Source organism: Micromonospora yasonensis (assembly GCF_026013475.1).
Lineage (GTDB): Bacteria > Actinomycetota > Actinomycetes > Mycobacteriales > Micromonosporaceae > Micromonospora > Micromonospora yasonensis.
The window spans coordinates 1-25,205 of record NZ_JAPDPH010000068.1 but is presented as its reverse complement, the minus strand read 5'-3'; the positions used below and the strand labels follow the sequence as shown (position 1 = coordinate 25,205).

At 73.7% G+C, this 25,205-nt stretch carries 25 protein-coding genes; 18 read left to right on the top strand and 7 right to left on the bottom strand.

Translation table 11 applies throughout. From position 1 onward, the window contains the following. The first annotated feature begins 3 nt into the window (after positions 1–3). The 4 genes from ONA70_RS16240 to ONA70_RS16225 all read left to right on the top strand — a co-directional run bounded on the left by ONA70_RS16240 (position 4) and on the right by ONA70_RS16225 (position 3,735). Positions 4–801, top strand: coding sequence for a methyltransferase domain-containing protein (locus tag ONA70_RS16240; protein ID WP_265007274.1), 798 nt, complete (start codon positions 4–6; stop codon positions 799–801). A gap of 43 nt (positions 802–844) precedes the next feature. Next, positions 845–2,011, top strand: a complete 1,167-nt coding sequence (locus ONA70_RS16235) for an acyl-CoA dehydrogenase family protein (RefSeq protein ID WP_265007273.1) — start codon at positions 845–847, stop codon at positions 2,009–2,011. 75 nt (positions 2,012–2,086) lie between these two features. Then, positions 2,087–3,136 carry a type III polyketide synthase gene (locus ONA70_RS16230; protein ID WP_265007272.1) on the top strand — a complete coding sequence of 350 codons (1,050 nt, stop codon included), beginning with the start codon at positions 2,087–2,089 and terminating at the stop codon, positions 3,134–3,136. Positions 3,137–3,177: 41 nt separating this feature from the next. Then, positions 3,178–3,735 carry a hypothetical protein gene (locus ONA70_RS16225; RefSeq protein ID WP_265007271.1) on the top strand — a complete coding sequence of 186 codons (558 nt, stop codon included), beginning with the start codon at positions 3,178–3,180 and terminating at the stop codon, positions 3,733–3,735. Positions 3,736–3,743: 8 nt separating this feature from the next. Here ONA70_RS16225 and ONA70_RS16220 read toward each other — a convergent pair whose 3' ends face one another. Beyond that, positions 3,744–4,466, bottom strand: coding sequence for a hypothetical protein (locus ONA70_RS16220; RefSeq protein WP_265007270.1), 723 nt, complete (start codon positions 4,464–4,466; stop codon positions 3,744–3,746). Between the two features lie 328 nt (positions 4,467–4,794). Between ONA70_RS16220 and ONA70_RS16215 the strand changes: the two genes are divergently transcribed. Genes ONA70_RS16215 through ispF form a run of 3 tightly spaced genes read left to right on the top strand, consistent with a single transcriptional unit; the run spans position 4,795 to position 6,529 of the window. Continuing rightward, positions 4,795–5,280: a CarD family transcriptional regulator gene (locus tag ONA70_RS16215; protein ID WP_012015454.1), complete on the top strand. Its 486-nt coding sequence runs from the start codon at positions 4,795–4,797 to the stop codon at positions 5,278–5,280. Positions 5,281–5,334: 54 nt separating this feature from the next. Continuing rightward, positions 5,335–6,030: a 2-C-methyl-D-erythritol 4-phosphate cytidylyltransferase gene (gene ispD / locus ONA70_RS16210; protein ID WP_265007269.1), complete on the top strand. Its 696-nt coding sequence runs from the start codon at positions 5,335–5,337 to the stop codon at positions 6,028–6,030. A gap of 16 nt (positions 6,031–6,046) precedes the next feature. After that, entirely contained in the window at positions 6,047–6,529 is a 483-nt protein-coding gene (gene ispF, locus ONA70_RS16205; RefSeq protein WP_265007268.1) for a 2-C-methyl-D-erythritol 2,4-cyclodiphosphate synthase, read from the top strand. Between the two features lie 37 nt (positions 6,530–6,566). Here ispF and ONA70_RS16200 read toward each other — a convergent pair whose 3' ends face one another. After that, positions 6,567–7,094 carry a hypothetical protein gene (locus ONA70_RS16200; protein ID WP_265007267.1) on the bottom strand — a complete coding sequence of 176 codons (528 nt, stop codon included), beginning with the start codon at positions 7,092–7,094 and terminating at the stop codon, positions 6,567–6,569. A gap of 189 nt (positions 7,095–7,283) precedes the next feature. Between ONA70_RS16200 and ONA70_RS16195 the strand changes: the two genes are divergently transcribed. Next, positions 7,284–8,639: a BTAD domain-containing putative transcriptional regulator gene (locus ONA70_RS16195; RefSeq protein ID WP_265007266.1), complete on the top strand. Its 1,356-nt coding sequence runs from the start codon at positions 7,284–7,286 to the stop codon at positions 8,637–8,639. A 132-nt stretch (positions 8,640–8,771) separates the two neighbouring features. Further along, the gene (locus tag ONA70_RS16190) at positions 8,772–9,800 is read left to right on the top strand and encodes a tetratricopeptide repeat protein (RefSeq protein WP_265007265.1); all 1,029 of its coding nucleotides are present in this window, start codon (positions 8,772–8,774) and stop codon (positions 9,798–9,800) included. Here the strand turns inward: ONA70_RS16190 and ONA70_RS16185 are convergent. Then, positions 9,797–10,963 carry a homogentisate 1,2-dioxygenase gene (locus tag ONA70_RS16185; RefSeq protein WP_265007264.1) on the bottom strand — a complete coding sequence of 389 codons (1,167 nt, stop codon included), beginning with the start codon at positions 10,961–10,963 and terminating at the stop codon, positions 9,797–9,799. The two genes, ONA70_RS16190 and ONA70_RS16185, sit on opposite strands and share 4 nt — an antisense overlap. 94 nt (positions 10,964–11,057) lie before the next feature. Here ONA70_RS16185 and ONA70_RS16180 point away from each other — a divergent pair, with 94 nt between their 5' ends. The 5 genes from ONA70_RS16180 to ONA70_RS16160 all read left to right on the top strand — a co-directional run bounded on the left by ONA70_RS16180 (position 11,058) and on the right by ONA70_RS16160 (position 15,407). Beyond that, positions 11,058–11,924 (top strand): hypothetical protein, encoded by an 867-nt coding sequence (locus tag ONA70_RS16180; RefSeq protein WP_265007263.1) that lies wholly within the window; start codon positions 11,058–11,060, stop codon positions 11,922–11,924. Continuing rightward, complete coding sequence (gene fahA / locus ONA70_RS16175) at positions 11,921–13,120, top strand: fumarylacetoacetase (RefSeq protein ID WP_265007262.1); 1,200 nt, start codon at positions 11,921–11,923, stop codon at positions 13,118–13,120. Before ONA70_RS16180 ends, fahA begins: the two co-directional genes overlap by 4 nt. Positions 13,121–13,258: 138 nt before the next feature. After that, positions 13,259–13,468: a DUF397 domain-containing protein gene (locus ONA70_RS16170; RefSeq protein WP_265007261.1), complete on the top strand. Its 210-nt coding sequence runs from the start codon at positions 13,259–13,261 to the stop codon at positions 13,466–13,468. 113 nt (positions 13,469–13,581) lie between these two features. Next, positions 13,582–14,064 carry an SRPBCC family protein gene (locus ONA70_RS16165; protein WP_265007260.1) on the top strand — a complete coding sequence of 161 codons (483 nt, stop codon included), beginning with the start codon at positions 13,582–13,584 and terminating at the stop codon, positions 14,062–14,064. A gap of 89 nt (positions 14,065–14,153) precedes the next feature. Continuing rightward, positions 14,154–15,407, top strand: coding sequence for an outer membrane protein assembly factor BamB family protein (locus ONA70_RS16160; RefSeq protein ID WP_265007259.1), 1,254 nt, complete (start codon positions 14,154–14,156; stop codon positions 15,405–15,407). A gap of 67 nt (positions 15,408–15,474) precedes the next feature. On the opposite strand, the gene hisC is transcribed toward ONA70_RS16160, so the two are convergent. From hisC to hppD, 4 genes are all read right to left on the bottom strand, one after another. Then, positions 15,475–16,578, bottom strand: coding sequence for a histidinol-phosphate transaminase (gene hisC, locus ONA70_RS16155; protein WP_265007258.1), 1,104 nt, complete (start codon positions 16,576–16,578; stop codon positions 15,475–15,477). Continuing rightward, entirely contained in the window at positions 16,575–17,567 is a 993-nt protein-coding gene (locus tag ONA70_RS16150) for an RDD family protein (protein WP_265007257.1), read from the bottom strand. Before ONA70_RS16150 ends, hisC begins: the two co-directional genes overlap by 4 nt. A gap of 114 nt (positions 17,568–17,681) precedes the next feature. Beyond that, on the bottom strand, positions 17,682–18,398 hold the full coding sequence (locus ONA70_RS16145; RefSeq protein ID WP_265007256.1) for an RDD family protein: 717 nt from the start codon (positions 18,396–18,398) through the stop codon (positions 17,682–17,684). Positions 18,399–18,408: 10 nt separating this feature from the next. Continuing rightward, positions 18,409–19,614 (bottom strand): 4-hydroxyphenylpyruvate dioxygenase, encoded by a 1,206-nt coding sequence (gene hppD, locus ONA70_RS16140; RefSeq protein WP_265007255.1) that lies wholly within the window; start codon positions 19,612–19,614, stop codon positions 18,409–18,411. Between the two features lie 139 nt (positions 19,615–19,753). Between hppD and ONA70_RS16135 the strand changes: the two genes are divergently transcribed. From ONA70_RS16135 to ONA70_RS16120, 4 genes are all read left to right on the top strand, one after another. Then, complete coding sequence (locus ONA70_RS16135; protein WP_265007254.1) at positions 19,754–20,248, top strand: Lrp/AsnC family transcriptional regulator; 495 nt, start codon at positions 19,754–19,756, stop codon at positions 20,246–20,248. A 123-nt stretch (positions 20,249–20,371) separates the two neighbouring features. Next, positions 20,372–21,745, top strand: a complete 1,374-nt coding sequence (locus tag ONA70_RS16130; RefSeq protein ID WP_406601198.1) for an outer membrane protein assembly factor BamB family protein — start codon at positions 20,372–20,374, stop codon at positions 21,743–21,745. A gap of 88 nt (positions 21,746–21,833) precedes the next feature. Continuing rightward, positions 21,834–23,501, top strand: coding sequence for a fumarate hydratase (locus tag ONA70_RS16125; RefSeq protein ID WP_265007252.1), 1,668 nt, complete (start codon positions 21,834–21,836; stop codon positions 23,499–23,501). A gap of 264 nt (positions 23,502–23,765) precedes the next feature. Continuing rightward, a partial coding sequence (locus ONA70_RS16120) for an AfsR/SARP family transcriptional regulator (protein ID WP_265007251.1) occupies positions 23,766–25,205 on the top strand: 1,440 nt, incomplete at its 3' end.

The following is a 25,205-nucleotide window of genomic DNA, read 5'->3' as shown; positions in this document are numbered from 1 at the left end:
TGCATGTGTGCTGCCGCCCCGGTGACCATCCCGCCCCGGGCGCTGCCGCCCAACGACCCTCGGCAGTACGACGACCTGGCCGACGAGTGGTGGCGTCCGGACGGCGCGTTCGCGATGCTGCACTGGCTGGCCCGAGCCCGCGCCGCGCTGGTGCCCCCGGCGCCCAGGAAGGACGCCCTGCTGGTCGACCTCGGCTGCGGGGCCGGGCTGCTCGCCCCGCACCTGGTCGGCAAGGGCTACCGGCACGTCGGGGTGGACCTGACCCGGTCCGCCCTCGACCAGGCCGCCACGCACGGCGTGACCGTGCTCAACGCCGACGCGACCGCGGTCCCGCTCGCCGACTGCTGCGCGGACGTGGTCTCCGCCGGTGAGATGCTGGAACACGTACCGGACTGGCGGCGCGCGGTCGCCGAGGCGTGCCGGCTGCTGCGGCCGGGCGGCCTGCTGGTGCTGGACACCCTGAACGACACCCTGCTGGCCCGCCTGATCGCGGTGGAGATCGGCGAGCGGCTGCCCACCGTGCCCCGGGGCATCCACGACCCACGGTTGTTCGTGGACGCCCGGGCGCTGGTCACCGAGTGCGCCCGGCACGGCGTCGAGCTGCGGCTGCGCGGGATCCGCCCGGCGTTCGGCGGCACGCTGGCCTGGTTGCTGCGCCGGATGCGCGACGGCGGCGCGCCGGCCACCCCCGGCCCGGCGCCGGCCGACCGTCCGACGAGGACGACCGGGCGCGAGCCGCGGATCGTGCCGACCTGGTCCACCGCCGTGCTCTACCAGGGGCACGGGGTCCGCACCGGGTAGCCGGGCTCGCCCGGGGGTAAAGGGACGCCGAGAAGGGGGTTCGATGACTGTGCTTGCGCTGGAGGCCGCCCGACGGTTGGCGCCGCGCCTGGCCGCCCGCGCGGCGGACCACGACCGGGACGGCTCCTTCCCGGTCGACGACTTCGCCGACCTGCGGGCGGCTGGACTCTTCGGCCTGATGGTGCCCCGCGAACTGGGCGGGGCGGGGGCCAGCTTCGCCGAGTACGCCGCCGTAGCCACCGAGCTGGCCCGGGGCAACGGCGCCACCGCCCTGGTGTTCAACATGCACGCCTCGGTCACCGGGGCGCTCGGCGCGGTCACCGAGGAGCTGGCCGAGGCGCTCGGCGTACCGGACGAGGCGCTGGCCGCCCGGGACCGGCTGCTCCGCGCGGCGGCCGAGGGCGCCTGGTACGCGGTGGCGATGAGCGAACGCGGCGCCGGGGCCCGGCTGTCCCGGCTCAGCACGGTGTACGAGCCGGTCGACGGGGGCTGGCACATCAAGGGCGCGAAGACCTTCTGTTCCGGTGCCGGGCACTCGGACGGCTACCTGGTGGCGGCCCGCAGCGCCACCGACCCGTCGACGGTCTCGCAGTTCCTCGTCCCGGCCGGGGACGGGATCACCGTGGAGCCGACCTGGGACTCGCTCGGCATGCGCGCCACCTCCTCGCACGACCTGCACCTGGACGTCACCGTGCCGGCCGACCGGCTGCTCGGCGGGGTGGAGGGGCTCGCCCTGGTGGTCGCCCAGCTCATGCCGCACTGGCTGGTGGCCAGCTACGCCGCCGTCTACGTCGGGGTGGCCCGGGCGGCCGTCGACGCCGCCGCCGAGCACCTGAACGCCCGGGACCTCGGCGGGCTCCCGGCCGTGCGGGCCCGGCTCGGCCGGGCGGACGCGGCGGTCGCGGCGGCCGAGCTGGTGGTGGCCGAGGCGGCCCGCCGGGTCGACGAGGCCCCCGGCGACGCGGAGACCAACCGCTGGGTGTGGCGGGCCAAGCTGCTCGCCGGCACCACCGCCGCCGAGGTGGCGGCGTCCGTGCTGGAGGCGGCCGGCACCTCGGCCACTCGCCGGGGCCATCCGCTGGAACGGCTCTACCGGGACGCCCGGTGCGGCTCGCTGCACCCGGCCACCTCCGACGTCTGCGCCGACTGGCTGGGTGTCGCGGTGCTGGGCGGCGACCCGGACCGGGACACGGCCACTCCTCGTTGGTGAAGCGTGGAGAGTGAGCGGGTTTTGCGAACGCCGCAGCCGCGGACGTCGGGGAACCGGACCGGGAGAGTGGGGGACATGGGCGTGCCGGTGATCGCGGGCCTGGGTGCGGCGCAGCCGCCGGCCGCCGCGCAGGACGAACTCTGGACGGGCTTCTTCGCCAAGCACTTCTCCGGGACCACCCGGGCGCTGGCCGAGCGCATCTTTGCCAACTCGGGGGTGTCCCGGCGGCAGGCGGCGGTGAACCCGCTGCTGGAGGACGTCTCGGAGTGGCCGACGGAACGCCGGATGCGGCGCTACCAGGTCGAGGCGCTGCCACTGGGCAAGGAGGCGGTGAGCCGGGCGCTCACCGCCGCCGGCCTGGACGCGGGTGACATCGGCCTCTTCGTGGTCTGCTCCTGCACCGGGTACGCCACCCCGGGGCTGGATATCCTGCTCGCCCGGGACCTGGGCATGGCGCCGGACACCCAGCGCATGTTCGTCGGCCACATGGGCTGCTACGCGGCGCTGCCCGGGCTGGGCGCGGCGAGCGACTTCGTCACCGCCCGGGGCCGCCCGGCGCTGCTCCTCTGCGCCGAGCTGACCAGTCTGCACATCCAGCCACCCGGTGCCCGGGTGGACACCCAGCAGATCGTCTCGCACGCGCTCTTCTCGGACGCCGCGGTCGCCGCCGTGGTCGTGCCGGGGGGCCGGGGGTACGCGCTGCGCGAGGTCACCTCGGTCACCGACACGTCGACCGCCGACCACATGACCTGGGACGTCACCGACACCGGCTTCCGGATGGGGCTGTCGCCCAAGGTGCCGCAGGTGCTCTCGCACCACGTCCGGGGCCTGGTCGACGAACTGCTGGCCCGGCACGGCTGGACGATCGCCGAGGTGGACGGCTGGGCGGTGCACCCGGGCGGGCCGCGGATCCTCAACGTGGTGGAGCGCGAACTGGCCCTGCCGGCGGCGGCGTTGGCGGCCTCCCGGGCTACCCTCGACGAACACGGCAACTGCTCGTCCCCGACCGTGCTGCTGATCCTCGACCGGCTGTGCCGGGCCGAACGTCCGCCGCAGCGGGTCGTGATGCTCGCCTTCGGACCGGGTCTCACCCTCTACGCGGCGCTGCTGGACCGCGCCGGCTGAGCGGACCCCCACCGGCGGGTCCGCGCCGTTACCCTCACCGCATGGCCCACGACGACCGGGTACGGACCGCGCTGCTGGCGGGGCTGGCCGCGGCGGCGCTGGCCACGGGCGCATCGTGGTGGCAGGGCTCGGCACCGGCGCTCGGCCCGATCGAGCCGTCACCCAGCCCGTCCCGGGATGCGTTCCTCCAACCGGGGGTACGACTGGTCGACCCGGCCACCGGCCAGGTGCTGGCCGGTTCGGACCCGGAGGAACCGGTGGTCGTGCACGTAAGACCGACCGACCCGCTCGTCACCGGTGGTGGTGCGGTGGAGCTGTGGCACGAGCGGTCCCAACTGGTGCCCGGGAGTCCGCCGCTCGCCCGGCAGAGCAGCACGTCCGACGTCGGGCAGTACATGTTGACCGTCCGGTGTTCGGGCCCCGGGGCGGTCATCATCGAGTTCTCCGGCGCGCGGTACGACCTACCGCCGAGCAATGTGCGTTGTGGCGACGGTTCGCAATCCTCCGTGGTGGAGTCCGCGGGCGGCCCGCTGCTGGTCCGGTTCAGCGCCGTGGAGGGCGAGGTCGACCTGGACGCCCGGCTCGTCCAGCTGTCCTGACCGGAGGATCAGGCGGCCAGGTGGACCAGGTCGTCCCGGTACACCTCGACCGGCCCCAGCTCGGGCACCACCCGGACCAGCGTGCCCGCCCGGTTCACCAGCAGCGCGGGGGCGGAACCGGCGTGCGGGGCCAGGTGCAGGTAGGAGCGCAGGCCACCGGCCGGATCGGCCAGGGCGCGTACCCCGGGGACGGTGGCGTTCTCGGCCCGCCGGCTCTCGGTGACGATGACCACCGTGACGCCCGTCGGCGCGGCGGCGGCCGCCTCGATCACTCGTTCCCGGCAGGCGCAGGCGTCGACCAGGACGATCATCGCGGGCAGCAGGCTGCGCAGGGACACCGGGGAGTCCCTCGCGTCGACCAGGTCCAGCGCGGGCAGCGGCCCGACCACGGCCAGGGTGGCCGTCGGGTACGGGACGACCGTGGGGCTGCCGTTGGAGCGTGGCGACCGGGGCCAGGTGACCGCGGCCAGGCCGGTGAGCGTGATCAGGACCGAGATCAGCAGGGCCAGTAGCGGCAGCCCGAGCGGCGGGCCGCCGTCCGGCCGGGGGGTGAGCCCGAGGTGGCGGCGCCACCCGGCGCGTCGGCGCCGGCGGCGCAGCTCGCGGCGGACCTGGCGGGCCTCGTCGGCGAGCGCGGAGGCGTCGTCGGGTACGACCACCCGACCCCACTCCGGCGGCAGGCCGGGCAGCCCGTCCGGCGGCCCTTGGCCTTCAGCGTCAGGCATGCCCATCGGACCCCCAGGAACCGTCGCGGTGAGCGGACGTCACGTCCACCTCAAGCGTCCCGCACCGGCCCGCGTACCGCCACACCTGGGCGCATCTCGTGTTCCGGAGCTACCATGGAGGGAGCGCATCGCCCTAGATATCGACGCTCCTGCCACTCGTACCGGGTTGTCATCCGATGGTCACGGAGCGTGTTGAAACCATCGGTTTGACCGCCTGTCAAGCTGAAGAAATACCTCTCACAGGGCCCCTGAGCTGCGCCAACGGTCAGGACAGCGGTGGGACATCGGTGCCTGAGCGTGTTACCCTAGACACAGCGAAAGGGGTTTCGAACCTATGGTTTTCAGTGTCGGCGAGACCGTTGTTTACCCCCACCACGGGGCCGCACTCATCGAGGCAATCGAGACTCGGGTCATCAAGGGTGAGGAGAAGCAGTACCTCGTCCTGAGGGTCGCGCAGGGTGACCTGACGGTCCGGGTGCCCGCTGAGAACGCCGAGATCGTGGGTGTGCGCGAGGTGGTCGGCGAAGAGGGCCTGGGCAAGGTCTTCGACGTGCTCCGTGCTCCGCACACCGAGGAGCCGACCAACTGGTCGCGGCGTTACAAGGCGAATCTGGAGAAGCTGGCCTCCGGCAACCCGCTGAAGGTCGCCGAGGTCGTCCGCGACCTGTGGCGCCGGGAGCGGGAGCGGGGTCTTTCCGCGGGTGAGAAGCGCATGCTCGCCAAGGCCCGCGACATTCTCGTCGGCGAGGTCGCGCTGGCCGAGAAGAGCACCAAGGACGAGGCGGAGACGCTGCTCGACAAGGTCCTGACCGAGGCCTGACTCCCACAGCATCGTCGTACCCATCCCGTAGCAAAGAAATCCGAGGACCGCGACGTGACCGCGCAGCTCAATCCGCGCGGTGACGTCGCGGTCCTTGTTCCTGCGGCCGGTGCCGGCGTGCGCCTCGGTCCCGGCGGGCCGAAGGCGCTCCGGCTCCTGGCCGGCGAGCCGCTGCTGGTGCACGCGGTACGCCGGATCGCGGCGGCACCCTCGGTGCGGCTGATCGTGGTGGCCGCCCCGGCGGCCGACGTCGAGGCGGTCCGGGAGTTGCTCGCGCCGGTGGCCCCGGTCACCGTGGTGCCCGGCGGCGCGGAGCGGCAGGCCTCGGTGGCCGCCGCGCTGGCCGCCGTCGCGCCCGGGCCGGAGATCGTCCTGGTGCACGACGCCGCCCGCGCCCTCATCCCGCCCGAGCTGGTCGAATCGGTGGCCGAGGCGGTCCGTTCCGGCCACCACGCGGTGATCCCGGTGCTCCCCGTGGTCGACACGGTCAAGGAGGTGGACGCCGGCGAGCGGGTGCTCGGCACGGTGGACCGCTCGGCCCTGCGTGCCGTGCAGACCCCGCAGGGCTTCCGCCGGTCGGTGCTGGCCGCCGCGCACGAAACGGCCGGTGACCCGCTGACCGACGATGCCGGCCTGGTCGAGAAGCAGGGCGTCCCGGTGGTCTGCGTACCCGGCTCGGAGCTGGCTCTGAAGATCACCCGGCCGTTCGACCTGGCCCTCGCCGAGCATCTGCTGGCGGCCGGGGCGTGACGCGTACCCTCGGCTCATGATCGTTCCTCGGGTGGCCATCGGCACGGATGTGCACGCCTTCGCGGCCGGACGGTCCTGCTGGGTGGCCGGCCTGCACTGGCCGGGCCAGGACGGCCTGGCCGGGCACTCGGACGCCGACGTGGCCGCGCACGCCGCCTGCAACGCTCTGCTCTCCGCGGCCGGCCTGGGTGACCTGGGGGCGAACTTCGGCGTGGACCAGCCGGAGTGGGCGGGTGCTTCCGGCGTCGCGCTGCTCACCGAGAGCGCCCGGCGGGTCCGGGCGGCCGGCTTCGAGATCGGCAACGTCTCGGTCCAGGTGATCGGCAACCGACCCAAGATCGGCCCGCGCCGCGAGGAGGCGCAGCGGGTGCTCTCCGCGGCGGTGGGCGCCCCGGTCACGGTCTCCGCCGCCACCACCGACGGCCTCGGCTTCCCCGGCCGCGGCGAGGGGCTGACCGGCATCGCGGTGGCCCTGGTGTACGAGGCCCCGGCCGACTGAGCCGGCCGGGGTAACGAAGCGCGGCGAACAGCCGCCGTCAGGCCAGCTCCGTGCAGAGGTCGTGCACGGTGCCGTGCCGCATGGTGAGCGTCTTCACCCCATTGGGGCTGAACGCGAGGATGTACTCGCCGTCGATGATGTACAGCCCCTTCGGCAGGTTGCCGCCGTTCTCCCGGAAGCCGACCAGCACCGGCCCGGTCACGTACCAGGTCATCGAGCCGTCGGTGCCGTACTCGACCCGGGCGCTGCCGCTGGCGTCGGCCGTCGTGGTGGCCCCGGTCTCCAGGTTGGTCAACCGGCCGATGAGCGGACCTTGGTAGAGCACCCGCTCGGGGGAGCCGTCCGGGTACGTCGACACCGTCAGGCCCCGAACCTCGTCCACGATCGGCTGCATCCGTACGGCGAAGTCGCAGCGTGCCCCGGCGGGCAGCTCGAACGGCGCCTGCGGTGCCGGCTCCCAGGCCCCGGGGGCGATGTCGACGCTCGCGGCGGACGCCGGTGCCGGACCGGCCGCGACCAGGGCCGCCGCAGCCAGCGTGGCGCCGATGCTCTTCATCAAACGCATGATCACTCCATCTGTTCTCTCGTAGTGGGACCGGCCCAGCGTCACCGGGCCCGCTCACCGTCCGCTCACCGCGTGACCCGGCCCGACCGGCCCGCCCGGGCGCCGATGACGGCGGGCGTGCCCCCCGGACACACCACCGGCTCACCGGTCCCGGCAACCCGGGACCAGGTTCAGGCGGTTTCAGGTGACATGGACTTCCGTCTGCTCGGCCCCTTCGAGGCCCGCCACGACGGTCGGCTCGTCGAGGTCGGCAGCCGGCGTCAGGAGCGCTGCCTCCTCGGCGTGCTGCTGCTCGACCCGGGTCGACTGGTCAGCACCGACCGCCTGATCGACCTGCTCTGGCACGGCTCGCCGCCGGCCTCGGCGCGGGGCGCGGTGCACACGTACATCGGGCGGCTGCGCGCGTCGCTGACGCCGTACGGGGTGCGGATCAGCACCCGCGGCGACGGCTACCTGGTCGAGGCGGATGAGCACCGGGTCGACGTACTGGAGTTCGCCGGGCTCGTCCGACAGGCGGGCGAGGCCGCCGATCCGGCCGAGCGGGTCCGCCTGCTCGACCGGGCGCTGGCCCTCTGGCGGGGGCCGCTGCTCGCCGACACCGCCGACGAGGAACTGCGGGACCGGCTCGCGGGCCCGGTCGAGGAGCTGCGCCTGGTCGGCGCCGAGTTGCAGGCCGAGGCCCGGCTCGTCCTGGGCCAGCACAGCCGGGCGATCACCGAACTGGCACCGCTGGTGGCGCGGCACCCGACCCGGGAGCAACTCGTCGCCACCCTGATGACCGCCCTGTACCGGGCGGCCCGCAGGGCCGACGCCCTGCGCCTGTACCGGTCCACCCGGGACCTGTTGGTGGCGGACCTCGGGGTCGAGCCGGGTGCGCGGCTGCGCGAGGTGCACCGCCGGATCCTCGCGGGTGACGACCGGCTCGACCGGCCCGGCCGGGCGATGTTCGAGGTGCGGGTACGCGACGAGCGGTTGCCGTGGAGCGTCGGCGGGCATCCCGCGCTCGACTTCTGCAACACCTTCGCCGGCTGGGGCCAGCCACCCGAGCCGCCCCGGGGCGAGTGGCTGCGCGGTTACCGGACCCTGGCGGTGTGGAGTGGCCACGTCGGACTGACCGACGAGGTCTCGGTCGGCCGCCTGCTCCATCTCGCCCGGCGCGATCCCGCCGGGGCCGACGCCGTGCTCGCCGAGACCCGTGCCCTCCGCGCCGCGCTCTACGCCTGCCTGGTCGACCCGGCGGACCGGCCGGCCTTCGACACGGTCGCCCGGTACGCGGAGGCCGCCGCCCGGACATTGGTGTTCCGCCGAGAGGTCGACGGCCGGGGCCGCTGGTGGCCGGATCTGAGCGCCGGTCTCCGGCTGCCCCTGCACGCCGCCGCGTGGTGCGCCGCGCAGCTGCTCGCCGACCCGCGCCGGTTCACCGTCCGGGCCTGCCCCGACGAGCGGTGCGGCTGGCTCTTCCTCGACGACACCGGCCTGCGTCGCTGGTGCAGCCTCGGCACCTGCGGCAGCCGGAACGCTGGGCTGCCCTGCCGCAGCGCCTGACGCCGGCCCGGTCGCCCACCTCGCCGGTCGACGCCGAGCCGCCGAACGGCTGCCCGGCGCGGCCCCTGATGTCATGCCGGGCGAGGCGGTGCTGGTCGGCGGGGTGGGGTGCGGGCGGCTAGGCTCGCCGGGATGTCGAGTGACGCCGCCTCCGACCAGTCCGCTGCCGACGGCTACCTCCAGCGCGCCCAGCTCCTCGCCGAGCTGGGCCGGTACGACGAGGCCGTCGGCGAACTCAGCTCGCTGATCGCGACCGACCCGGGTCACGCCGAGGCGCTGACCATGCTGGCCCGGATGCACCTCGCCGCGGACCGGTCGGCGGAGGCGCTCGACGCCGCCGAGGCGGCCGTGGCGGCCGCGCCGACCGCCGTACCGCCGCTGGTGGCGCGCGGGTTCGCCCTGGTGGACCTGCACCGCTGGAAGGCCGCCGCGAGCACCGCCGACGAGATCCTGACGCTCGGCCCGACCGACCCGTACGCCCAGCGCAGCGCCGCCGCGATCCTGTCCGGCTCGCGCAACGGCCAGCCGGCGCTCAACGCCGCGTGGCGGGGGGTCGAGCTGGCACCGGAGGAGCCGCAGGCGCACCTGGTGCTCGGCCTGGTCTCCGCCCGGCTGGAGCTGTACGACCTGGCCGAACGCGCGTACCGGGAAGCGCTGCGGCTGAACCCGCAGCTGGCCGAGGCACGGCACGACATCGGCGTGATCCGGCTGGAGCAGCGGCGTTACGCGGAGGCCCTGGAGCACCTGACCGAGGCGGCCGCACTGGACCCGGCACGTAGCGACGCGCGTCGGACCATCTCCGACGGCATCCGCCGGCTGGTCATCTACGGCGCCGGCTGGTCGCTGATCGCCGCGGTGCTGATCGCCTTCCTGGCCCCGGCCGCGCCGGGCGTGTCGCGGGCCGTCGCGGTGCTGGCGGCGCTCGGCGGGGCGCTGGTGGTCGGGCGGTACGCGGCCCGGATGCCGGGCCTGCTGAGCACGATCCTGCCCGGCCTGCTCCGCGCCGACCGCAGCCTGGCCCTGGCCGTGTACGCGGTCGGCGCGGCGCCGGTGCTGCTGGTGCTCTACGCGCTGCTCGGCGGCCCGTGGCCGCTGGTCGCCTCGATCACGGTGGCGATGATCGCCGAGTTCGCGGTGCTGTCCCGCATCGCCCTGCGCTAGGCGCGACGCGCCCAGGTCCAGGCGTACGCGTCGTCCTCGCAGGCGGTCGCCGCCTCGCACAGGTCCAGCGGGCGGAAGGTGTCCACCATCACCGCCAACTCGTCGAAGAAGTCCACCCCGATCGAGCGCTCGGCCGCCCCCGGCTGCGGCCCGTGGGTGAAGCCGGACGGGTGCAGCGAGATCGAGCCCTGCTCGATACCGGAGCCGCGCCGGGCCTCGTAGTTGCCGCCGGTGTAGAAGAGCATCTCGTCGGAGTCGACGTTGTGGTGGTTGTACGGCACCGGGATGGCGTCCGGGTGGTAGTCCACCTTGCGCGGCACGAACGAGCAGATCACGAAGTTCGGGCCCTGGAAGGTCTGGTGCACCGGCGGTGGCTGGTGGATCCGGCCGGTGATCGGCTCGAAGTCGTGGATGGAGAACGCCCACGGGTACAGGTGCCCGTCCCAGCCGACCACGTCGAACGGGTGGTTCGCGTAGACGTACCTGGTCCAGCCGCGCCGGTGCCGGACCAGCACCTCCACGTCGGTCCCGTCGACCAGCAGCGGCGTGTCCGGTCCCCGGACGTCGCGCTCGCAGTACGGCGAGTGCTCGAGGAACTGGCCGCGTACCGAGAGGTAGCGCTTGGGCGGCCCGACGTGGCCGGCCGCCTCGATGGCGAGCAGCCGGGTCGGCTCGCCATCGGTCGGGACCAGGCGGTGGATGGTCGAGGTGGGGATGATGACGTAGTCGCCGGCGACCGCGTCCAGCACGCCGAACGGCGACTCGACCCGCAGCGAGCCGGACTCCAGGTAGAGGCAGTGGTCGCCGGTGGCGTCCCGGAACAGCGGGGACGGCCGGTCGGCCAGCACGTACGCGATCCGGACGTCGTCGTTGGCGAGCAGGTACTGCCGGCCGAGCACCGGGTCCGCCCCGGTCCCGTCGAGCTTGTGGGTACGCAGGTGCCGCGGCTTCAGCGGCAGGTTCGGCACCCGGGTGAAGGCGGGCGGGGTGAACTCCTCGGCGGCCACGATCGCGGTCGGCGCGTGCCGGTGGTAGAGCAGCGACGAGTCGGAGGAGAAGCCCTCCTGGCCGACCAGTTCCTCGGCGTACAGGCTGCCGTCGGGCTGACGGAACTGGGTGTGGCGCTTGCGGGGCACCTCGCCGATGCTGCGGTAGTACGGCATCTCGCCTCCCGATATGTCCCGTTCTCCGGCCAATGGTGTCCGGTAATCGGACGCAGTTGTCCGTTCCTCGTAGCGTCCCGTAGATTCTTGTCTCGTGTCAACGCAGGTGACCCGTCTTCTCGCCGGTCTGGTCGACGACGCTGCGGTCTTCCCGCCCGGTAGCGCGTCGCTGCCGGATGCGGTGGCCGCCCACCGCCGGCACCGCGCCGCCTGGTACGCCGACCTGGTCGGCCCGCTCCTGCTGCCCGCCTCCGCGATCGCGGCCGGCGAGCTGAGCGGCCTGGTCGACCCGGCCGAGGGCTTCGTCATCGGGCTCATCGGCGACACCGGCATCGAACGGCTGCCCGTCGCCCGGTCGTTCCTGCCACCCGACGGCGTGGCCGCCCGGCAGGTCGAGGTGCCGGTCGCCAAGCGCGGCGAGGATCCGCAGCCCGGCCTGGCCGAGCTGGTCAAGCTCGCCGAGCAGTGGGACGGCATCCAGGTCTACGCCGAGATCCCGCTGACCTTCGGCCTGATGGGCGCGCTGGACACGGTCGCCGAGGCGCGCGCGGGCGGGCTGCCGGTCGCTGCCAAGTTCCGTACCGGCGGGCTGGCCGCCGAACTCTTCCCGACCCCGGTCGAGCTGGCCGCGGTGATCTGCGCGTGCCGGGACCGGGAGTTGCCGTTCAAGCTGACCGCCGGGCTGCACCACGCGATCCGGCACCGCGACCCGGAGACCGGCTTCACCCACCACGGTTTCGTGAACGTGCTCGCCGCGGCCCTCGCCGCCGTCGAGGGCGCCGAGGTGGACGCCGTCGCCGAGCTGCTCGCCGCCACCGACCCGGTACGCGTGGTCGAGCGGGTCCGGGCCCACCGCGACGCCGACCGCCCGCTCTGGGTGGGGTACGGCTCGTGCAGCATCGAGGAACCACTGACCGATCTGATCCGGCTGGGGCTGGTGAACGGGGGCTACAAGGAATGAGCTGGGTGACGGGTGCTGACGGTTCGCCGTACGGCGTGACCAATCTGCCGTACGGGGTGTTCCGGCACGGTGACCGCGAGCCGCGCGTCGGCGTACGGATCAGCGACTTCGTGCTGGACCTGGCCGGCGCGGAGGCGGCCGGCCTGGTGCTGGCCGCGGGAGCGCTGGGCCGCCCCACCCTGAACGCGTTCATGGCGCTCGGCCGTCCGCAGTGGACCGCCGTCCGGCGGCGGATCATCGAGCTGCTCACCGACGAGGCGCACCGGGCCGGGGTGGAGCCGCTGCTGGTGCCGCTGCGCGAGGTGGAGCTGCTGCTGCCGTTCGAGGTGGCCGACTACGTCGACTTCTATTCGTCCGAGCACCACGCCGGCAACGTCGGGCAGATCTTCCGTCCCGGCCAACCGCCGCTGCTGCCCAACTGGAAGCACCTGCCGATCGGCTACCACGGCCGGGCCGGCACGGTGGTGGTCTCCAGCACGCCGGTGGTCCGCCCCACCGGTCAGCGGGCTACCTCGCAGGGGCCCGCCACCGGCGCGTCGGTCCGGCTGGACATCGAGGCCGAGGTCGGCTTCGTGGTCGGCGTGCCGAGCCGGCTCGGCGACCGGGTCTCGGTCGACGACTTCGCCGACCACGTCTTCGGCGTGGTGCTGGTCAATGACTGGTCCGCCCGGGACATCCAGGCCTGGGAGTACCAGCCGCTCGGCCCCTTCCTGGGCAAGTCCTTCGCCACCTCCGTCTCGGCCTGGGTCACCCCGCTGGCCGCCCTCGCCGACGCCTTCGTGCCTGCCCCGGACCAGGACCCGCCGGTCCAGGACTACCTCCGGGACACCCCGCACGTCGGGCTGGACCTTGCCCTGTCGGTGGAGTGGAACGGCGAGCGGGTCGCCGAGCCGCCCTTCGCCACCATGTACTGGACCCCGGCGCAGCAGCTCGCCCACCTCACGGTCAACGGCGCGTCGCTGCGTACCGGCGACCTCTACGCCTCCGGCACGGTCTCCGGTCCCGAACGGGGCCAGGTCGGCTCGTTCCTCGAGCTGACCTGGGGCGGGGCCGAGCCGGTCAAGTTCGCCGACGGTGGCACCCGCACCTTCCTGGAGGACGGCGACACGGTCACCATCACCGCCACCGCGCCCGGCCCGGACGGCACCACGATCGCCCTCGGCGAGGTCACCGGGACCATCCTTCCGGCGCGCTGAACCGCTCGCCCTCACCCTCCGTGCCCGGTCGCACTCACTGTGCGACCGGGCGTGTTGGTCTGCGCGTTGATCGACGCGGACCGCGTACGCCCCGGCGGTGCGGGCCGGGGCGCACCGAGTGGAACAGGAGGAACGAGGATGACCGAACTGACCGGTGCCGTCTGGCGCACCAGCAGTCGCTCGAACGACCAGGGCCTCTGCGTCGAAGTGGCGACGAACGTGGTCGCCGCGCACGGCGTGGTGGGGGTACGCGACTCGAAGGACCCGTCCGGTCCGGCGCTCGCGGTCAGCCCGCCCGGCTGGATGTCGTTCGTCGCCGCGATCCGGGTCGACGCCTTCCGGAGCTGACCCCGACGCCCCCGAGCCCGGTGCCCCGGTCCGGGCACCGGTGGTGGAAATGCCACCGGAAGCCTCCCCGTTTCCCGTTCACGGCCCGTACCGTGGACAACACGGGAGGTGCCATGTCGACGGTGACGGTTACCGCATTCATCGAAGCGCAGGACGTCGACGTGTGGCGGCTCCTCACCGATCTCCCCGCGCGGGCTGACTGGCTCTCCGCCGTCGGCGCGGTCGACGTGCTCACCCCCGGCCCCTTCGGCCCCGGCACCGCCTGGTGCGAGACGCGGGTCCGGCCGGACGGCGCCGCCGAGCCGGAGGAGTTCGTGGTGGTCGAGGCGGTCGCCCCGAACCGGCTGGTGCTCAGCTCGCGGGGTGCCGGGGCGGACTACCGGATCACCTGGCGGCTGCGGCCGGTCGAACGCCGCCGGCGCGGCTGCACCGAGGTCACCGTCGAGCAGCAGGCCGTGCCCACCGCCCCGTACGGCCGGATGCTGGCCCTGATCCTCGGCGGCCTGGCCGCCCGAGCGGTCGAGGGCGCCCTCCGGCGTGATCTCGCCGACCTGGCCCTGGCCGTCGCGCCCAACCGCTCCGCCGAGGCCGCCTGAGCCGACCCGCCGCCACCCGCAGCGGCTCAGCTCGGCCGCGCTGCGACCTGAAGGTGTCGGTCGGTAGGGTGCCTCGCGGAGGTGCGGGAATGGGGAAGACCTCGGGGCGCCGGCGGATCGCGGTGGCCCTCGCGGCGGTGCTCGCCGTCGGGGCGTCCGCCGTCGTGGTCCACCGGGTGCTCGCGCCGGCCGAGGTCAGCACCGTCGCCCGGGATGCGTACCCGGCGGTGCCGAACCGGGGGCCCGGCGTGATCGGCCGGCTGCCGGCGGCCCCGCTGGTCGTCGACGGCCGGCTCCGCGTCTATGCCGCCGCCCGTCAGGTGTACGCCGACCAGCCCGCCGACGGGCGGTACCGGGTGACCCCGTTCTGGTCGTACCGGCGCTGGCCGGCGAAGCTCGACGGGGTGCTCGCCGACGGCACCACCGTGGTCAGCCGCTGGTCCGACGGGAAGCTGGTGGCGTTGAATGCGCGTACCGGCCGGGTGGCCTGGCGGGCCGACGGGCCGGAGCAGATCGTGCCGCCCAAGCCGCGCCGCACCTACGCCGCGACGGTCTGGAACCCGGCGGGCCTGCACGTCGCCCGCGCCGCCGACGGCCGGACGGTGCTGGTCGCGGTCGGCCCCGGGCAGGTCGACGGATACGACCTGGCTGACGGCCGCCGGCTGTGGCGGGTCGACCGGGAGCGCGGTTGCTACGGCGCGGTCGGCACCACCGCCACCGGTGCGGTGATCGCGGAGGAGGCCTGCGCGGGCCCGGTCACGGTCGAATTCCTCGACGCGGCCACCGGCGCGGTCCGCACCCGCTGGCGTCCGCCCGGCACGTCCGACGACCTGAGCGTGACCCCGGTCGGCTGCCGGAGCGGGCACTCCGGGTGCCGGGCGCTGCGTACCTCCGTCCCGGGCGACGGCAGCGGCCAGGGCTGGTTGTTCGGCGCCGGCGATCCGGTGGCCGCGCCCGCCCTCGACGGCACGGACGCCGAGCTCGACGGCGAGCGGGTGGTGAGCACGTCGGCGGGGATGGTGACCGCCCGGTCCGCCCGTACCGGGAAGGAGCTGTGGCGGCGGGCCGACCTCGGGCCGGTCCGGATCATCGCGGTCGAGCCGGGCCGGGTGCACCTGCTGACCGAGCGGCGGGATCTGGTGACCCTCGACCCGGCCACCGGCGCGGAGCGGTCCCGCTTCACCATGAACATCGGCCATGACGGCGTCGGCTGGCAGCCCGGACGGGCGTACGCGACGGGCGGCTACGTCGCCGTGGAGCGGGCCCGCCAGCGGGCCGTCCCGGACGACGACGACCAGGCGTACTTCCTGATGGCCGAGCCGGTGCTGCTCGCCGCGACCTGAGGCCGCGAGGGTCAGGAGGGGCCCCCGGGTACAACGCCAGGCGTTAACAGGGGGCCCTCCTCACACCTCAGGCGAGCGCCGCCTCGGCGGCGGCCAGGAAGGCGTCGTTCTCGGCCGGGGTGCCGATGGTGACCCGGACCCCGTCGCCGGGGAACGGCCGGACGATGACGCCCCGCGTCTCGCACGCCTTGCCGAACTCGACGGCCCGCTCACCGAGCGGCAGCCAGACGAAGTTGGCCTGGCTGGACGGCACGTCCGGGACGAACTTGCGGAGCGCCTCGGTGACCCGGTCCCGCTCGGCGACGACCAGCGCGCACCGGCGCTCGACCTCGTCGGCCTGGGCCAGCGCGGCCAGCGCGCCGGCCTGGGCGGCCATGCTGGTGGAGAAGGGCGTGACGACCTTACGCACGGCGGCGGCCACGGACGGCTCGGCGACCAGCCAGCCGATCCGCAGACCGGCCAGCCCCCACGCCTTGGAGAGGGTACGCAGCACCGCCACGTTCGGCCGGTCCAGGTAGCTGAGACCGTCCGGAACCTCCGGATCGGTGACGAACTCCCGGTACGCCTCGTCGATCACCACGAGCACGTCGTCCGGCACCGCGTCGAGGAAACGGTCCAGCTCGGCCTTGCGGACGGCGGTGCCGGTGGGGTTGTTCGGGTTGCAGACCAGGATCATCCGGGTCCGGTCGGTCACCGCCGCCGCCATCGAGGTCAGGTCGTGGCCGTGGCCGGCGTCGTTCGGCACCCGCACGCTGGTCGCGCCGCTGGTCGCCGCGATGATCGGGTACGCCTCGAACGACCGCCACGAGTAGAGCAGTTCGTCGCCGGGCAGGCAGGTGGCCCGGACCAGGTGCTCGGCCAGCGCCACCGACCCGCAGCCGGTGGCGATCCGGTCGGCGTCCACGCCGTACCGCTCGGCGAGGGCCTGGCGCAGCGCCACCACGCCCATGTCCGGGTAGCGGTGCGAGCCCACCACCGCCTCGGCGACCGCCTCCACCACGCCCGGCAGCGGGCCGTACGGCACCTCGTTGCTGGCCAGCTTGATCGCCTCGGGCAGGCCCAGCTCACGGGCCAGGTCGGCGGGACTGCGCCCGGGCACGTAGTTGGGCAGCGCGTCCAGGTCGGCGCGGGTCAGCCGCAGCGGAGGCTGGTGACGTCCGGTGTCGGTCATGGGGTGTCTCCCGGGGGATTGGCGCGGTCGCGCGGGGTGGTACGGGTGTCGGGCCTGGTGCGAGGAAGCTGGACCACCACGGTCTGTGCGCGCTTGTCGTGCAGCGCTTGGCGCAGCGGCTGGTCGAAGAGCACCGAGACCGCGTCGACGAACTGGAGCAGCAGGCCGAAGCCGCAGCAGTACCAGAGCATGGTGGGCAGGCCGAGGGTGCTCCAGCGCCGGGTGGCCCGGCCGAAGCCGAGCGGCTGGTCGGCCTCGACGGGCAGCGCCCGGATCCCCACCAGCCGCTTGCCGAAGGTCTGCCCACCGGCGGCCATCGAGGGCACCTCGTAGGCGAACCAGAGCGCCGTGGCGATCAGCAGGATGACGACCTGGAGCCCGGCGGCCTGGTCGCCCGGCTGGGGCAGCCCCTCGGTGGAGCTGTTCCCGGCCAGCGCCCGCCGGAACGACTCCCGCAGGTAGGGTGCGATCTCCTCGAGGTACCGCCAGACGAACCAGCCGTTCACGGCGACGTTGAGCAGGAACACCACGCCGAAGTCGATCAGGCGGGCGACCAGCCGGGCGCCGTACGAGGCGAGCGGCAGCCCGTGCGGCTGCGGCAGCGGTGGCCGCCCCGGCCAGGTCGGGTACGGCCCGCCCAGCGGCGGCCCGCCCGGCTGCCCGGCCGCCGGCCATGAGCCCGCGCCGGCCGGCTGCCCCGGCCACTGCCCCGCGCCCGCGGGCCGCCCGGGCCACTGGCCGGCGCCAGGGTGCCCGGGCTGGGGGGCGGCGCCGGGGTACCCCGGCTGGGGGGCGGCGCCGGGCTGGCCCGGGTGCGCTGCGGGACCGCTGGGGGCCGGCGCGGCGACCGGGGCCGGCTCGGGCGGCGGCGGCCCCTCGGGCGGGGTGGCGTCGACCGGGATCGGCGCGCCGATCCATCCCTCGCCGTCCCAGTACCGTCGGGTCTCGGGGTCGGCGGGGTCGACGTACCAGCCGGGTTGCACGCTCACGGCGCCGTCTCAGTTCGCGGCTGCGGGGCTCGCAAGCCCGGCTCACTCCTCACGCTCACGGCGCCAACTCAGTTCGCGACTGCGGGGCTCGCAAGCCCGGCTCACTCCTCACGCTCACGGTGCAACCTTAACGACGACCGTACCGGCGAACTTGTCGTGCAGGCACTGCTGCCAGGGCTTGTCCCAGAGCTGCCAGAATCCGTCGACGTAGTTGGCGAAGGGCACCAGCATGCCGGCGACGAACTCGACCAGGTAGCGCTTGCCCAGGACGCTCCGGGTCAGGGGAGCGGCCGGGTCGAGCGGGACGATCCGGAGCTTCATCACCTTCTTGCCGAGCGTCTGTCCGGTCCGGCGGGCGTACTCGACGTGGTAGAGCCAGTAGAAGACGAGCATCACCAGCAGCAACCCGGCCTCGGCGAGCAGCATCGGCAGGAAGAAGTCGGTCATCATCGCCGCCGGGTCGGGCTGGGGCACCGTCCCGTCCAGGCTGGCCGTCATCATCTCGCTGAACATCCGGTAAAAGAGCCAGATGAAGACCGGGAAGAACAGCACCATGGCCAGCAGGGTCGCCACCGCGGTGTCGACCAGCCAGGCCACGAGCCGGTCGCCGAAGCCGGCCAGCGGCTGCCCGTTCGGCGCGAGCGCCGGCGGTACGAAGCCCGGGTGCGGGACGTACCCCGGGGGCGGCGGCGGGTAGGCCGGCAGCCCGGCGTACGTCGGGGGGACGTGCTGCTGCGGCGGCCGGTACGGCCCGGACGGGGGCGCGAAGCCGCCGCCCGCGGGCGGAGGCCCGGCGGGCGGCGGCGGGGTGTACGGGGGAGGCTGGGTCACGCGGACAGTGTTACAGGTTGCCGCGCTTCTCCTGCTCCCGCTCGATCGCCTCGAACAGGGCCTTGAAGTTGCCCTTGCCGAAGCCGAGCGAGCCGTGCCGCTCGATCAGCTCGAAGAAGACGGTCGGGCGGTCCTGCACGGGCTTGGTGAAGATCTGCAGCAGGTAGCCGTCCTCGTCCCGGTCGACCAGGATCTTGCGGGCCTTCAGCTCCTCGATCGGCACCCGCACCTGGCCGATCCGGGCGCGCAGCTCCGGGTCGTCGTAGTACGAGTCCGGGGTGTCCAGGAACTCGACGCCGGCCGCCCGCATCGCGTCGACGCTGGCCAGGATGTCGTTGGTGGCCACGGCGATGTGCTGGGCCCCCGCGCCCTGATAGAACTCCAGGTACTCGTCGATCTGCGACTTCTTGCGGGCGATGGCCGGCTCGTTGAGCGGGAACTTCACCTTGCGGGTGCCGTTCGCGACGACCTTGCTCATCAGGGCGGAGTAGTCGGTGGCGATGTCGTCACCGATGAACTCGGCCATGTTGCTGAAGCCCATGACCCGCTTGTAGAACTCGACCCACTCGTCCATCCTGCCGAGCTCCACGTTGCCGACCACGTGGTCGACGGCCTGGAAGAACCGCTTCGGCTGGATGCCGGCGTCGATCATCGGCTGCCGGTCCACGATCGGCCCGCGGGCCACGAAGCCGGGCAGGAACGGGCCGGAGTAGCGGGACCGGTCGACCAGGGTGTGCCGGGTGTCGCCGTACGTGGCGACGGCGGCCACCCGGACGGTGCCGTGCTCGTCGCTGACGTCGTGCGGCTCGACCAGGCCGGTCGCGCCCTGCGCGGTGGCGTGCGCGTACGCGGCGTCCACGTCCGGCACCTCCAGCGCGATGTCCGAGACGCCGTCGCTGTGCTTCGCCACGTGCTCGGCGCCCTCGGCGTCGGGGCGGACCGCGCCGGTCAGCACGAACCGGGCCGAGCCGCTGGTCAGCACATACTGGGCGTGGTCCCGGTAGCCCTGCTCCGGGCCCCGGTACGCCACGCAGGTCATCCCGAACGCGGTGGAGTAGTAGTGGGCCGCCTGCTTGGCGTTGCCGACCAGGAAGTGCACGTGGTCGAGGCCCTTGACCGGGAACGGGTCCCGGGAGATGTCATGGTCGACGGCGCCGACGAGGGCGTCGACGTCGACCTCGTCGGTCGACTGGGGTCGGTCGATCGCCTGGGTCATGGTGGCCTCCCTTGCGTACCGGCCGGCCTCGTGGGCCGCCGTTGGGTCCTGATGTGGCGAGGATTGCTGCGCCGCCGGTCGTTGGGCAACAGTTGGCCGAAATGCTGGTCAGGTTGTGCATTCGGTAAAGTGAAAGCCCATGAATGCTGGTCAGGATGTACAGCTCGACGAGCTGGATGCGCGACTGCTCACGTTGCTCGCCGAGGAGCCGCGGATCGGGGTGCTGGAGTGCTCCCGCCGACTCGGCGTGGCCCGGGGCACCGTCCAGGCCCGGCTCGACAAGCTGGTCGACCGGGGGGTGATCGGCGGCTTCGGCCCGGACATCTCCCCGGCCGCCATCGGCTTCGCGGTGACCAGCTTCGTGACCCTGGAGATCAGCCAGCGGCACGGCCACGACCCGGTCACCGCGCACCTGGCGGCGATTCCCGAGGTGCTGGAGGCACACACCATCACCGGCTCCAGCGACCTGCTCTGCCGCATCGTGGCCCGCTCGAACACCGACCTGCAGCGGGTGATCGACCAGATCGTCGCGTCCGAGGGCATCCGCCGCGCCTCCACCATCATCGCGCTGGCCGAGCAGATCCCCTACCGCACCCTGCCGCTGGTCCGCTCGGCCGCGCGCGGCGGCGCATAACACGACCACCGGCCAAGAAAGCAGCGCGACACGGCCGTTCGGGGGGTCGGCGCAGCGGTGATCGTCGCTACCGTGTGCGGTGTGAAGGGCCTTGGCGTACGCGGCTGGTTGCTGCTGGGGCTCATCACCGTGGTCGTGCTCGCCGCGACCGGCGTGTGGAACCCGTTCCCCGGCATGTGGGACTGGGTCGACCGGAGCGAACCGATCTCCGAGCCGGACGTGGCCTGGCAGCAACGGGTCGGCGGCACCCCGAAGAGCGTCACCATCGCCGGCGACACCGTGGTCGTCGAGCAGCGGACCCGGGTCGAGGCGCGCAGCCTGGCCACCGGCACCCAGCTCTGGGAGCGCAAGGCGGACTGGGCGGCGGTTGCGGGCGGCGACCGGGACCCGGTCGTCGCCGTGGGCAAGCTCCTGGTCAAGGGGTACGAGCTGCTCGACCCGGCCACCGGGGTGGTGCGTCGCCGTGACAACCAGGCGGTCGCCGTCTGGACGTACCGGAACCTGCTGCTCGACGCGCGCTGCACCGAGGCCACCGACTGCACGCTGAGCGCCTGGGAGCCGCGCGGGACCCAGCCGCTCTGGACGGCCTTCCTGCCCGGTGTGCACAGCGGGATGCTCGCGGACAACCCCGAGCTGCTCGGCACCCGGCGGCTGGGCGCGCCGCGCATCGACGGTGGGATCGCCGGACCGGAGAACGTGCCGCCGCTGCTCGGCTTCCCCGTCGACGGGCGGGTGCACGTGGTGGACACCGCCACCGGGCGGGTGCTGCAGAACGTCCAGCCCGGCCGGGAGGAGCGGCTCGCGGTGATCGGCGGCCGGCTGCTCCGGATCACCGCCACCTCACGCGACGGGACCTGCTACTTCAGCATCTCCGCCGTCGACCCGGCCACGGGCCGGGAGGTGTGGCGGCGGGCCGGGGTGAACCTGCGGACCGCGGACTACGCCGGCTGCGTGCAGCGGGAGGATCCGCAGGGCGCCCGCAACGTGCTGATCGGGGTCGGCCCGGACGGCCGCGAGGCGGTGCTCGACGGGTACGACGGCCGGCTGCTCCAGGTCGGCGCGGCCGGCGAGAAGCTGCTCGCCGTCGACGACCGGTACGCGCTGGTGCGCAGCGCCGACAAGCAGTCGATCCTCGGCCGGGAGTTGGCCGTCGACCGCACCCGGTGGACCCGGCGCGCCGGGGGGAAGAGCGGCGCCGCGCTCACCCCGTACGCGGCGGTGATCGCCGAGGAGAAGCCGAACCGGCTGATCGCGGTCGACCCACGTACCGGGCGCGAGCTGGTGGTCCTGCGGACCTCGGCGAACGCCCTGGCGGTCGGCCCGAACGGCATGATCATCGGCGAGGGGCGGGAGATCGGGTACGTCCGCTGGGGCGCCGGCAGCTCCGTCGCGCCCCCGGCGGACGGAGGCGGCGCGCCCGGGACGAACCCGGGCGGCAGCACCCACGCGCCCCCCTCCGACCAGGGCAGCTGCGGGCCGAAGAAGGAGCTCTGCTGAGCTGAGCGGGGCTGCGGGTGAGAGCGGCGTCCCAGGACGCCCCCGGCGGGTGCCACCGATTGACGGCTCTGCCCTAGGCTTTTCCGTCATGAGCAGTGCCGCCGCGTTCTCGTACGCCCCCTTGCTGCCGACCGGTCCCGACCAGACCGAGTACCGCCTGGTCACCGACGAGGGCGTCGACGTCGTCAACGGCCCGGGTGGCCGTCGATTCCTGACCGTGGAGCCGTCCGCGCTGACCGCGCTGACCGCCGAGGCGATGCACGACATCGCGCACTTCCTGCGCCCGGCGCACCTGGCGCAGCTCCGGTCGATCATCGATGATCCGGCGGCCTCGCCGAACGATCGTTTCGTCGCGCTGGACCTGCTGCGCAACGCCAACATCGCCGCCGGTGGCGTGCTGCCGATGTGCCAGGACACCGGCACCGCGATCGTGATGGGCAAGCGCGGCCGGCACGTGCTCACCGACGGCAGCGACGCCGAGGCCATCTCGCGCGGTGTCTACCAGGCGTACACCCGGCTGAACCTGCGCTACTCGCAGCTCGCCCCGCTGACCATGTGGGAGGAGCGGAACACCGGCAGCAACCTGCCCGCCCAGGTGGAGCTGTACGCCGAGGACCCGGACGGGCACCCGGACGCGTACAAGTTTCTCTTCATGGCCAAGGGCGGCGGCTCGGCCAACAAGTCGTACCTCTACCAGGAGACCAAGGCGCTGCTGAACCCGACGCGGATGATGCAGTTCCTGGAGGAGAAGCTGCGGCTCATCGGCACCGCGGCCTGTCCGCCCTACCATCTCGCCATCGTCATCGGCGGCACCTCCGCCGAGTACGCGCTGAAGACCGCCAAGTACGCCTCCGCGAAGTACCTGGACGCCCTGCCCACCGCCGGCTCGATGAGCGCGCACGGCTTCCGGGACCTGGAGCTGGAGGCCGAGGTGCTGGAGCTGACCCGCAACTTCGGCATCGGCGCGCAGTTCGGCGGCCGCTACTTCTGCCACGACGTACGGGTGGTCCGGCTGCCCCGGCACGGTGCCTCCTGCCCGGTCGCCATCGCCGTCTCCTGTTCGGCCGACCGACAGGCGGTTGCCAAGATCACCCCGTCGGGCGTCTGGCTGGAGCGCCTGGAGACCGACCCGGCGCGCTACCTGCCCGACGTCACCGACGCCCACCTGGACGCCGCCGAGGTGGTCCGGGTCGACCTCAACCGGCCGATGGACGAGATCCGCGCCGAGCTGTCGAAGTACCCGGTGAAGACCCGGCTCTCCCTGACCGGCCCGCTCGTGGTGGCCCGGGACATCGCGCACGCGAAGATCGCCGAGCGGTTGGACGCGGGCGAGTCGATGCCGCAATACCTCCGCGACCACGCCGTCTACTACGCCGGCCCGGCCAAGACCCCCGAGGGCTACGCCTCCGGTTCGTTCGGCCCGACCACCGCCGGCCGGATGGACGCCTACGTGGAGAAGTTCCAGGCGGCCGGCGGCTCGATGGTGATGCTGGCCAAGGGGAACCGCTCCGCCCAGGTCACCCGCTCCTGCCAGCAGCACGGCGGCTTCTACCTCGGCTCGATCGGCGGCCCGGCCGCCCGGCTCGCCCAGGACTGCATCAAGCACGTCGAGGTCCTCGAATACCCCGAGCTGGGCATGGAGGCGGTCTGGAAGATCGAGGTGGAGGACTTCCCGGCCTTCATCGTCGTCGACGACAAGGGCAATGACTTCTTCGCCGAGGTCACCAAGCCGGTGCTCACCGTCGGCCGGCGCTGACGTCCCGCGTACGCGACAGGGGCGTCGGGTGGGATCCACCCGGCGCCCCTTCGACTGGTGCTCATGGGCATCGGTGCGCCCGCCGGGAGGGGGGGTTTCCCGGCGGGCGCGCCGCCCCCGTCGGACGTCGTCACCGACAATCCGGAACGAGTGTCCGGCTTACCGCTGTCGATCCGCTATCAGATCGCTATCGCCTGGACGAGGCGATCTGTGAGCAGGGGGCTACGCTGCTGGAAGTTGCACGAAAGGCGTGCGGGGGCGCAGATGCGGTTCGGGATCCTGGGATCCCTGCGGGTCGGCGGTGGCGAAGCCACCGTCACCGCGGGGCGAGACCGAACCGTGCTCGCCATGCTGCTGCTGCGGGCCGGTCGGGTGGTGCCCGTCGAGGAGCTGATCGACGCGGTCTGGGAGGAGCGCCCCCCGGCCACCGCCCGCACCCAGCTGCAGATCTGCGTGTCGCGGTTGCGGCAGCGGCTCGCCGCGCTCGGCCTTTCTCCGGAGGTCATCGTCCGGGACCCGGTCGGCTACGGCATCCGGATCGAGCCGGACGACCTGGATGCCGACGTCTTCGCCCGCGAGGTGGACGCCGGCCGGACCGCACTCGCCGCCGGCCAGCCCAGCGCAGCGCGCCGGCACTACCGCGTCGCGCTCGCGCTCTGGCGCGGACCCGCGCTGAGTGGCATCGCCAGCCGGAGCGTACGCCGCCGCGCGCAGGCCCTCGACGAGCAGCGGCTCGCCGCACTGGAGGAGTGCGTCGACGTCGAGCTGCGGTTGGGCCAGGCGGCCGACCTGCTCGACGAGCTGAGCGAGAGCGTGGCAGGGAACCCGCTGCGGGAACGGCTGCGCGGTCAGCTCATGCTCGCCCTCACGTCGGCCGGCCGGCAGGCCGACGCGCTCGCCGTCTACCGGGAGGGCCGCCGGATCTACGCCGAGGAGCTGGGTATCGAGCCCGGCGCGGCGTTGCAGGAGCTGCACCAGCGAATCCTGGCCGGAGACGCGGCCACCGACCCGGAGCAGCGGTCCGCCCTCGCTCCGGTCCGGTCGTTGCCTCGGGCGATCAGCGATTTCACCGGTAGGCAGCAGACGGTCGTGCGGCTGGTGAAGGAGATCGCGGAGGACCGGACCCGGGTTCATCTCATCGACGGGATGGCGGGCAGTGGCAAGACCACCCTCGCCGTGCACGTGGCAACCGCCCTCGCCGACCGGTTTCCGGACGCCCAGCTCTTCATCGACCTGCACGGGCACAGCGAGCGGGAACCGCTGACCCCGGCGGCGGCGGTGTCCACGCTGCTCCGTCAGCTCGGCACACCGGCGGAACGGATCCCGCTCGACCTGGACGACCGGCTGGCGGTGTGGCGTACCGAGCTGGCGAACCGCCGGGCCGTGGTGGTGCTCGACAACGCGGCCGGCGCCGCGCAGGTGCTGCCCCTACTGCCCAACGGGCCCGACAACCTCGTCCTGGTCACCAGCCGCCGGCGGCTGATCGGGCTGGACGACGGGCGGCCGTCGTCGCTGCCGGTGCTGGACCCCGACGAGGCCGTCGAGCTGCTCGGCCGGGTAGCCGGCCCGGACCGGGTGGCCGCCGAGCCGGAGGCCGCCGCCGAGGTGGTCCGCCGCTGCGGCCACCTGCCGCTGGCGATCCGGCTGGCGGGCGCCCGGCTGGCCCACCGGCCCCGCTGGCGGATGCGCGGCCCCCCCCGCCGG

Coding starts and splice junctions, on each gene's coding strand:
- ONA70_RS16240 (WP_265007274.1), top strand. CDS start 4: ATGTGTGCTGCCGCCCCGGTGACCATCCCGCCCCGGGCGCTGCCGCCC.
- ONA70_RS16235 (WP_265007273.1), top strand. CDS start 845: ATGACTGTGCTTGCGCTGGAGGCCGCCCGACGGTTGGCGCCGCGCCTG.
- ONA70_RS16230 (WP_265007272.1), top strand. CDS start 2,087: ATGGGCGTGCCGGTGATCGCGGGCCTGGGTGCGGCGCAGCCGCCGGCC.
- ONA70_RS16225 (WP_265007271.1), top strand. CDS start 3,178: ATGGCCCACGACGACCGGGTACGGACCGCGCTGCTGGCGGGGCTGGCC.
- ONA70_RS16220 (WP_265007270.1), bottom strand. CDS start 4,466: ATGGGCATGCCTGACGCTGAAGGCCAAGGGCCGCCGGACGGGCTGCCC.
- ONA70_RS16215 (WP_012015454.1), top strand. CDS start 4,795: ATGGTTTTCAGTGTCGGCGAGACCGTTGTTTACCCCCACCACGGGGCC.
- ispF (WP_265007268.1), top strand. CDS start 6,047: ATGATCGTTCCTCGGGTGGCCATCGGCACGGATGTGCACGCCTTCGCG.
- ONA70_RS16200 (WP_265007267.1), bottom strand. CDS start 7,094: ATGCGTTTGATGAAGAGCATCGGCGCCACGCTGGCTGCGGCGGCCCTG.
- ONA70_RS16195 (WP_265007266.1), top strand. CDS start 7,284: ATGGACTTCCGTCTGCTCGGCCCCTTCGAGGCCCGCCACGACGGTCGG.
- ONA70_RS16190 (WP_265007265.1), top strand. CDS start 8,772: ATGTCGAGTGACGCCGCCTCCGACCAGTCCGCTGCCGACGGCTACCTC.
- ONA70_RS16185 (WP_265007264.1), bottom strand. CDS start 10,963: ATGCCGTACTACCGCAGCATCGGCGAGGTGCCCCGCAAGCGCCACACC.
- fahA (WP_265007262.1), top strand. CDS start 11,921: ATGAGCTGGGTGACGGGTGCTGACGGTTCGCCGTACGGCGTGACCAAT.
- ONA70_RS16170 (WP_265007261.1), top strand. CDS start 13,259: ATGACCGAACTGACCGGTGCCGTCTGGCGCACCAGCAGTCGCTCGAAC.
- ONA70_RS16165 (WP_265007260.1), top strand. CDS start 13,582: ATGTCGACGGTGACGGTTACCGCATTCATCGAAGCGCAGGACGTCGAC.
- ONA70_RS16160 (WP_265007259.1), top strand. CDS start 14,154: ATGGGGAAGACCTCGGGGCGCCGGCGGATCGCGGTGGCCCTCGCGGCG.
- hisC (WP_265007258.1), bottom strand. CDS start 16,578: ATGACCGACACCGGACGTCACCAGCCTCCGCTGCGGCTGACCCGCGCC.
- hppD (WP_265007255.1), bottom strand. CDS start 19,614: ATGACCCAGGCGATCGACCGACCCCAGTCGACCGACGAGGTCGACGTC.
- ONA70_RS16135 (WP_265007254.1), top strand. CDS start 19,754: ATGAATGCTGGTCAGGATGTACAGCTCGACGAGCTGGATGCGCGACTG.
- ONA70_RS16125 (WP_265007252.1), top strand. CDS start 21,834: ATGAGCAGTGCCGCCGCGTTCTCGTACGCCCCCTTGCTGCCGACCGGT.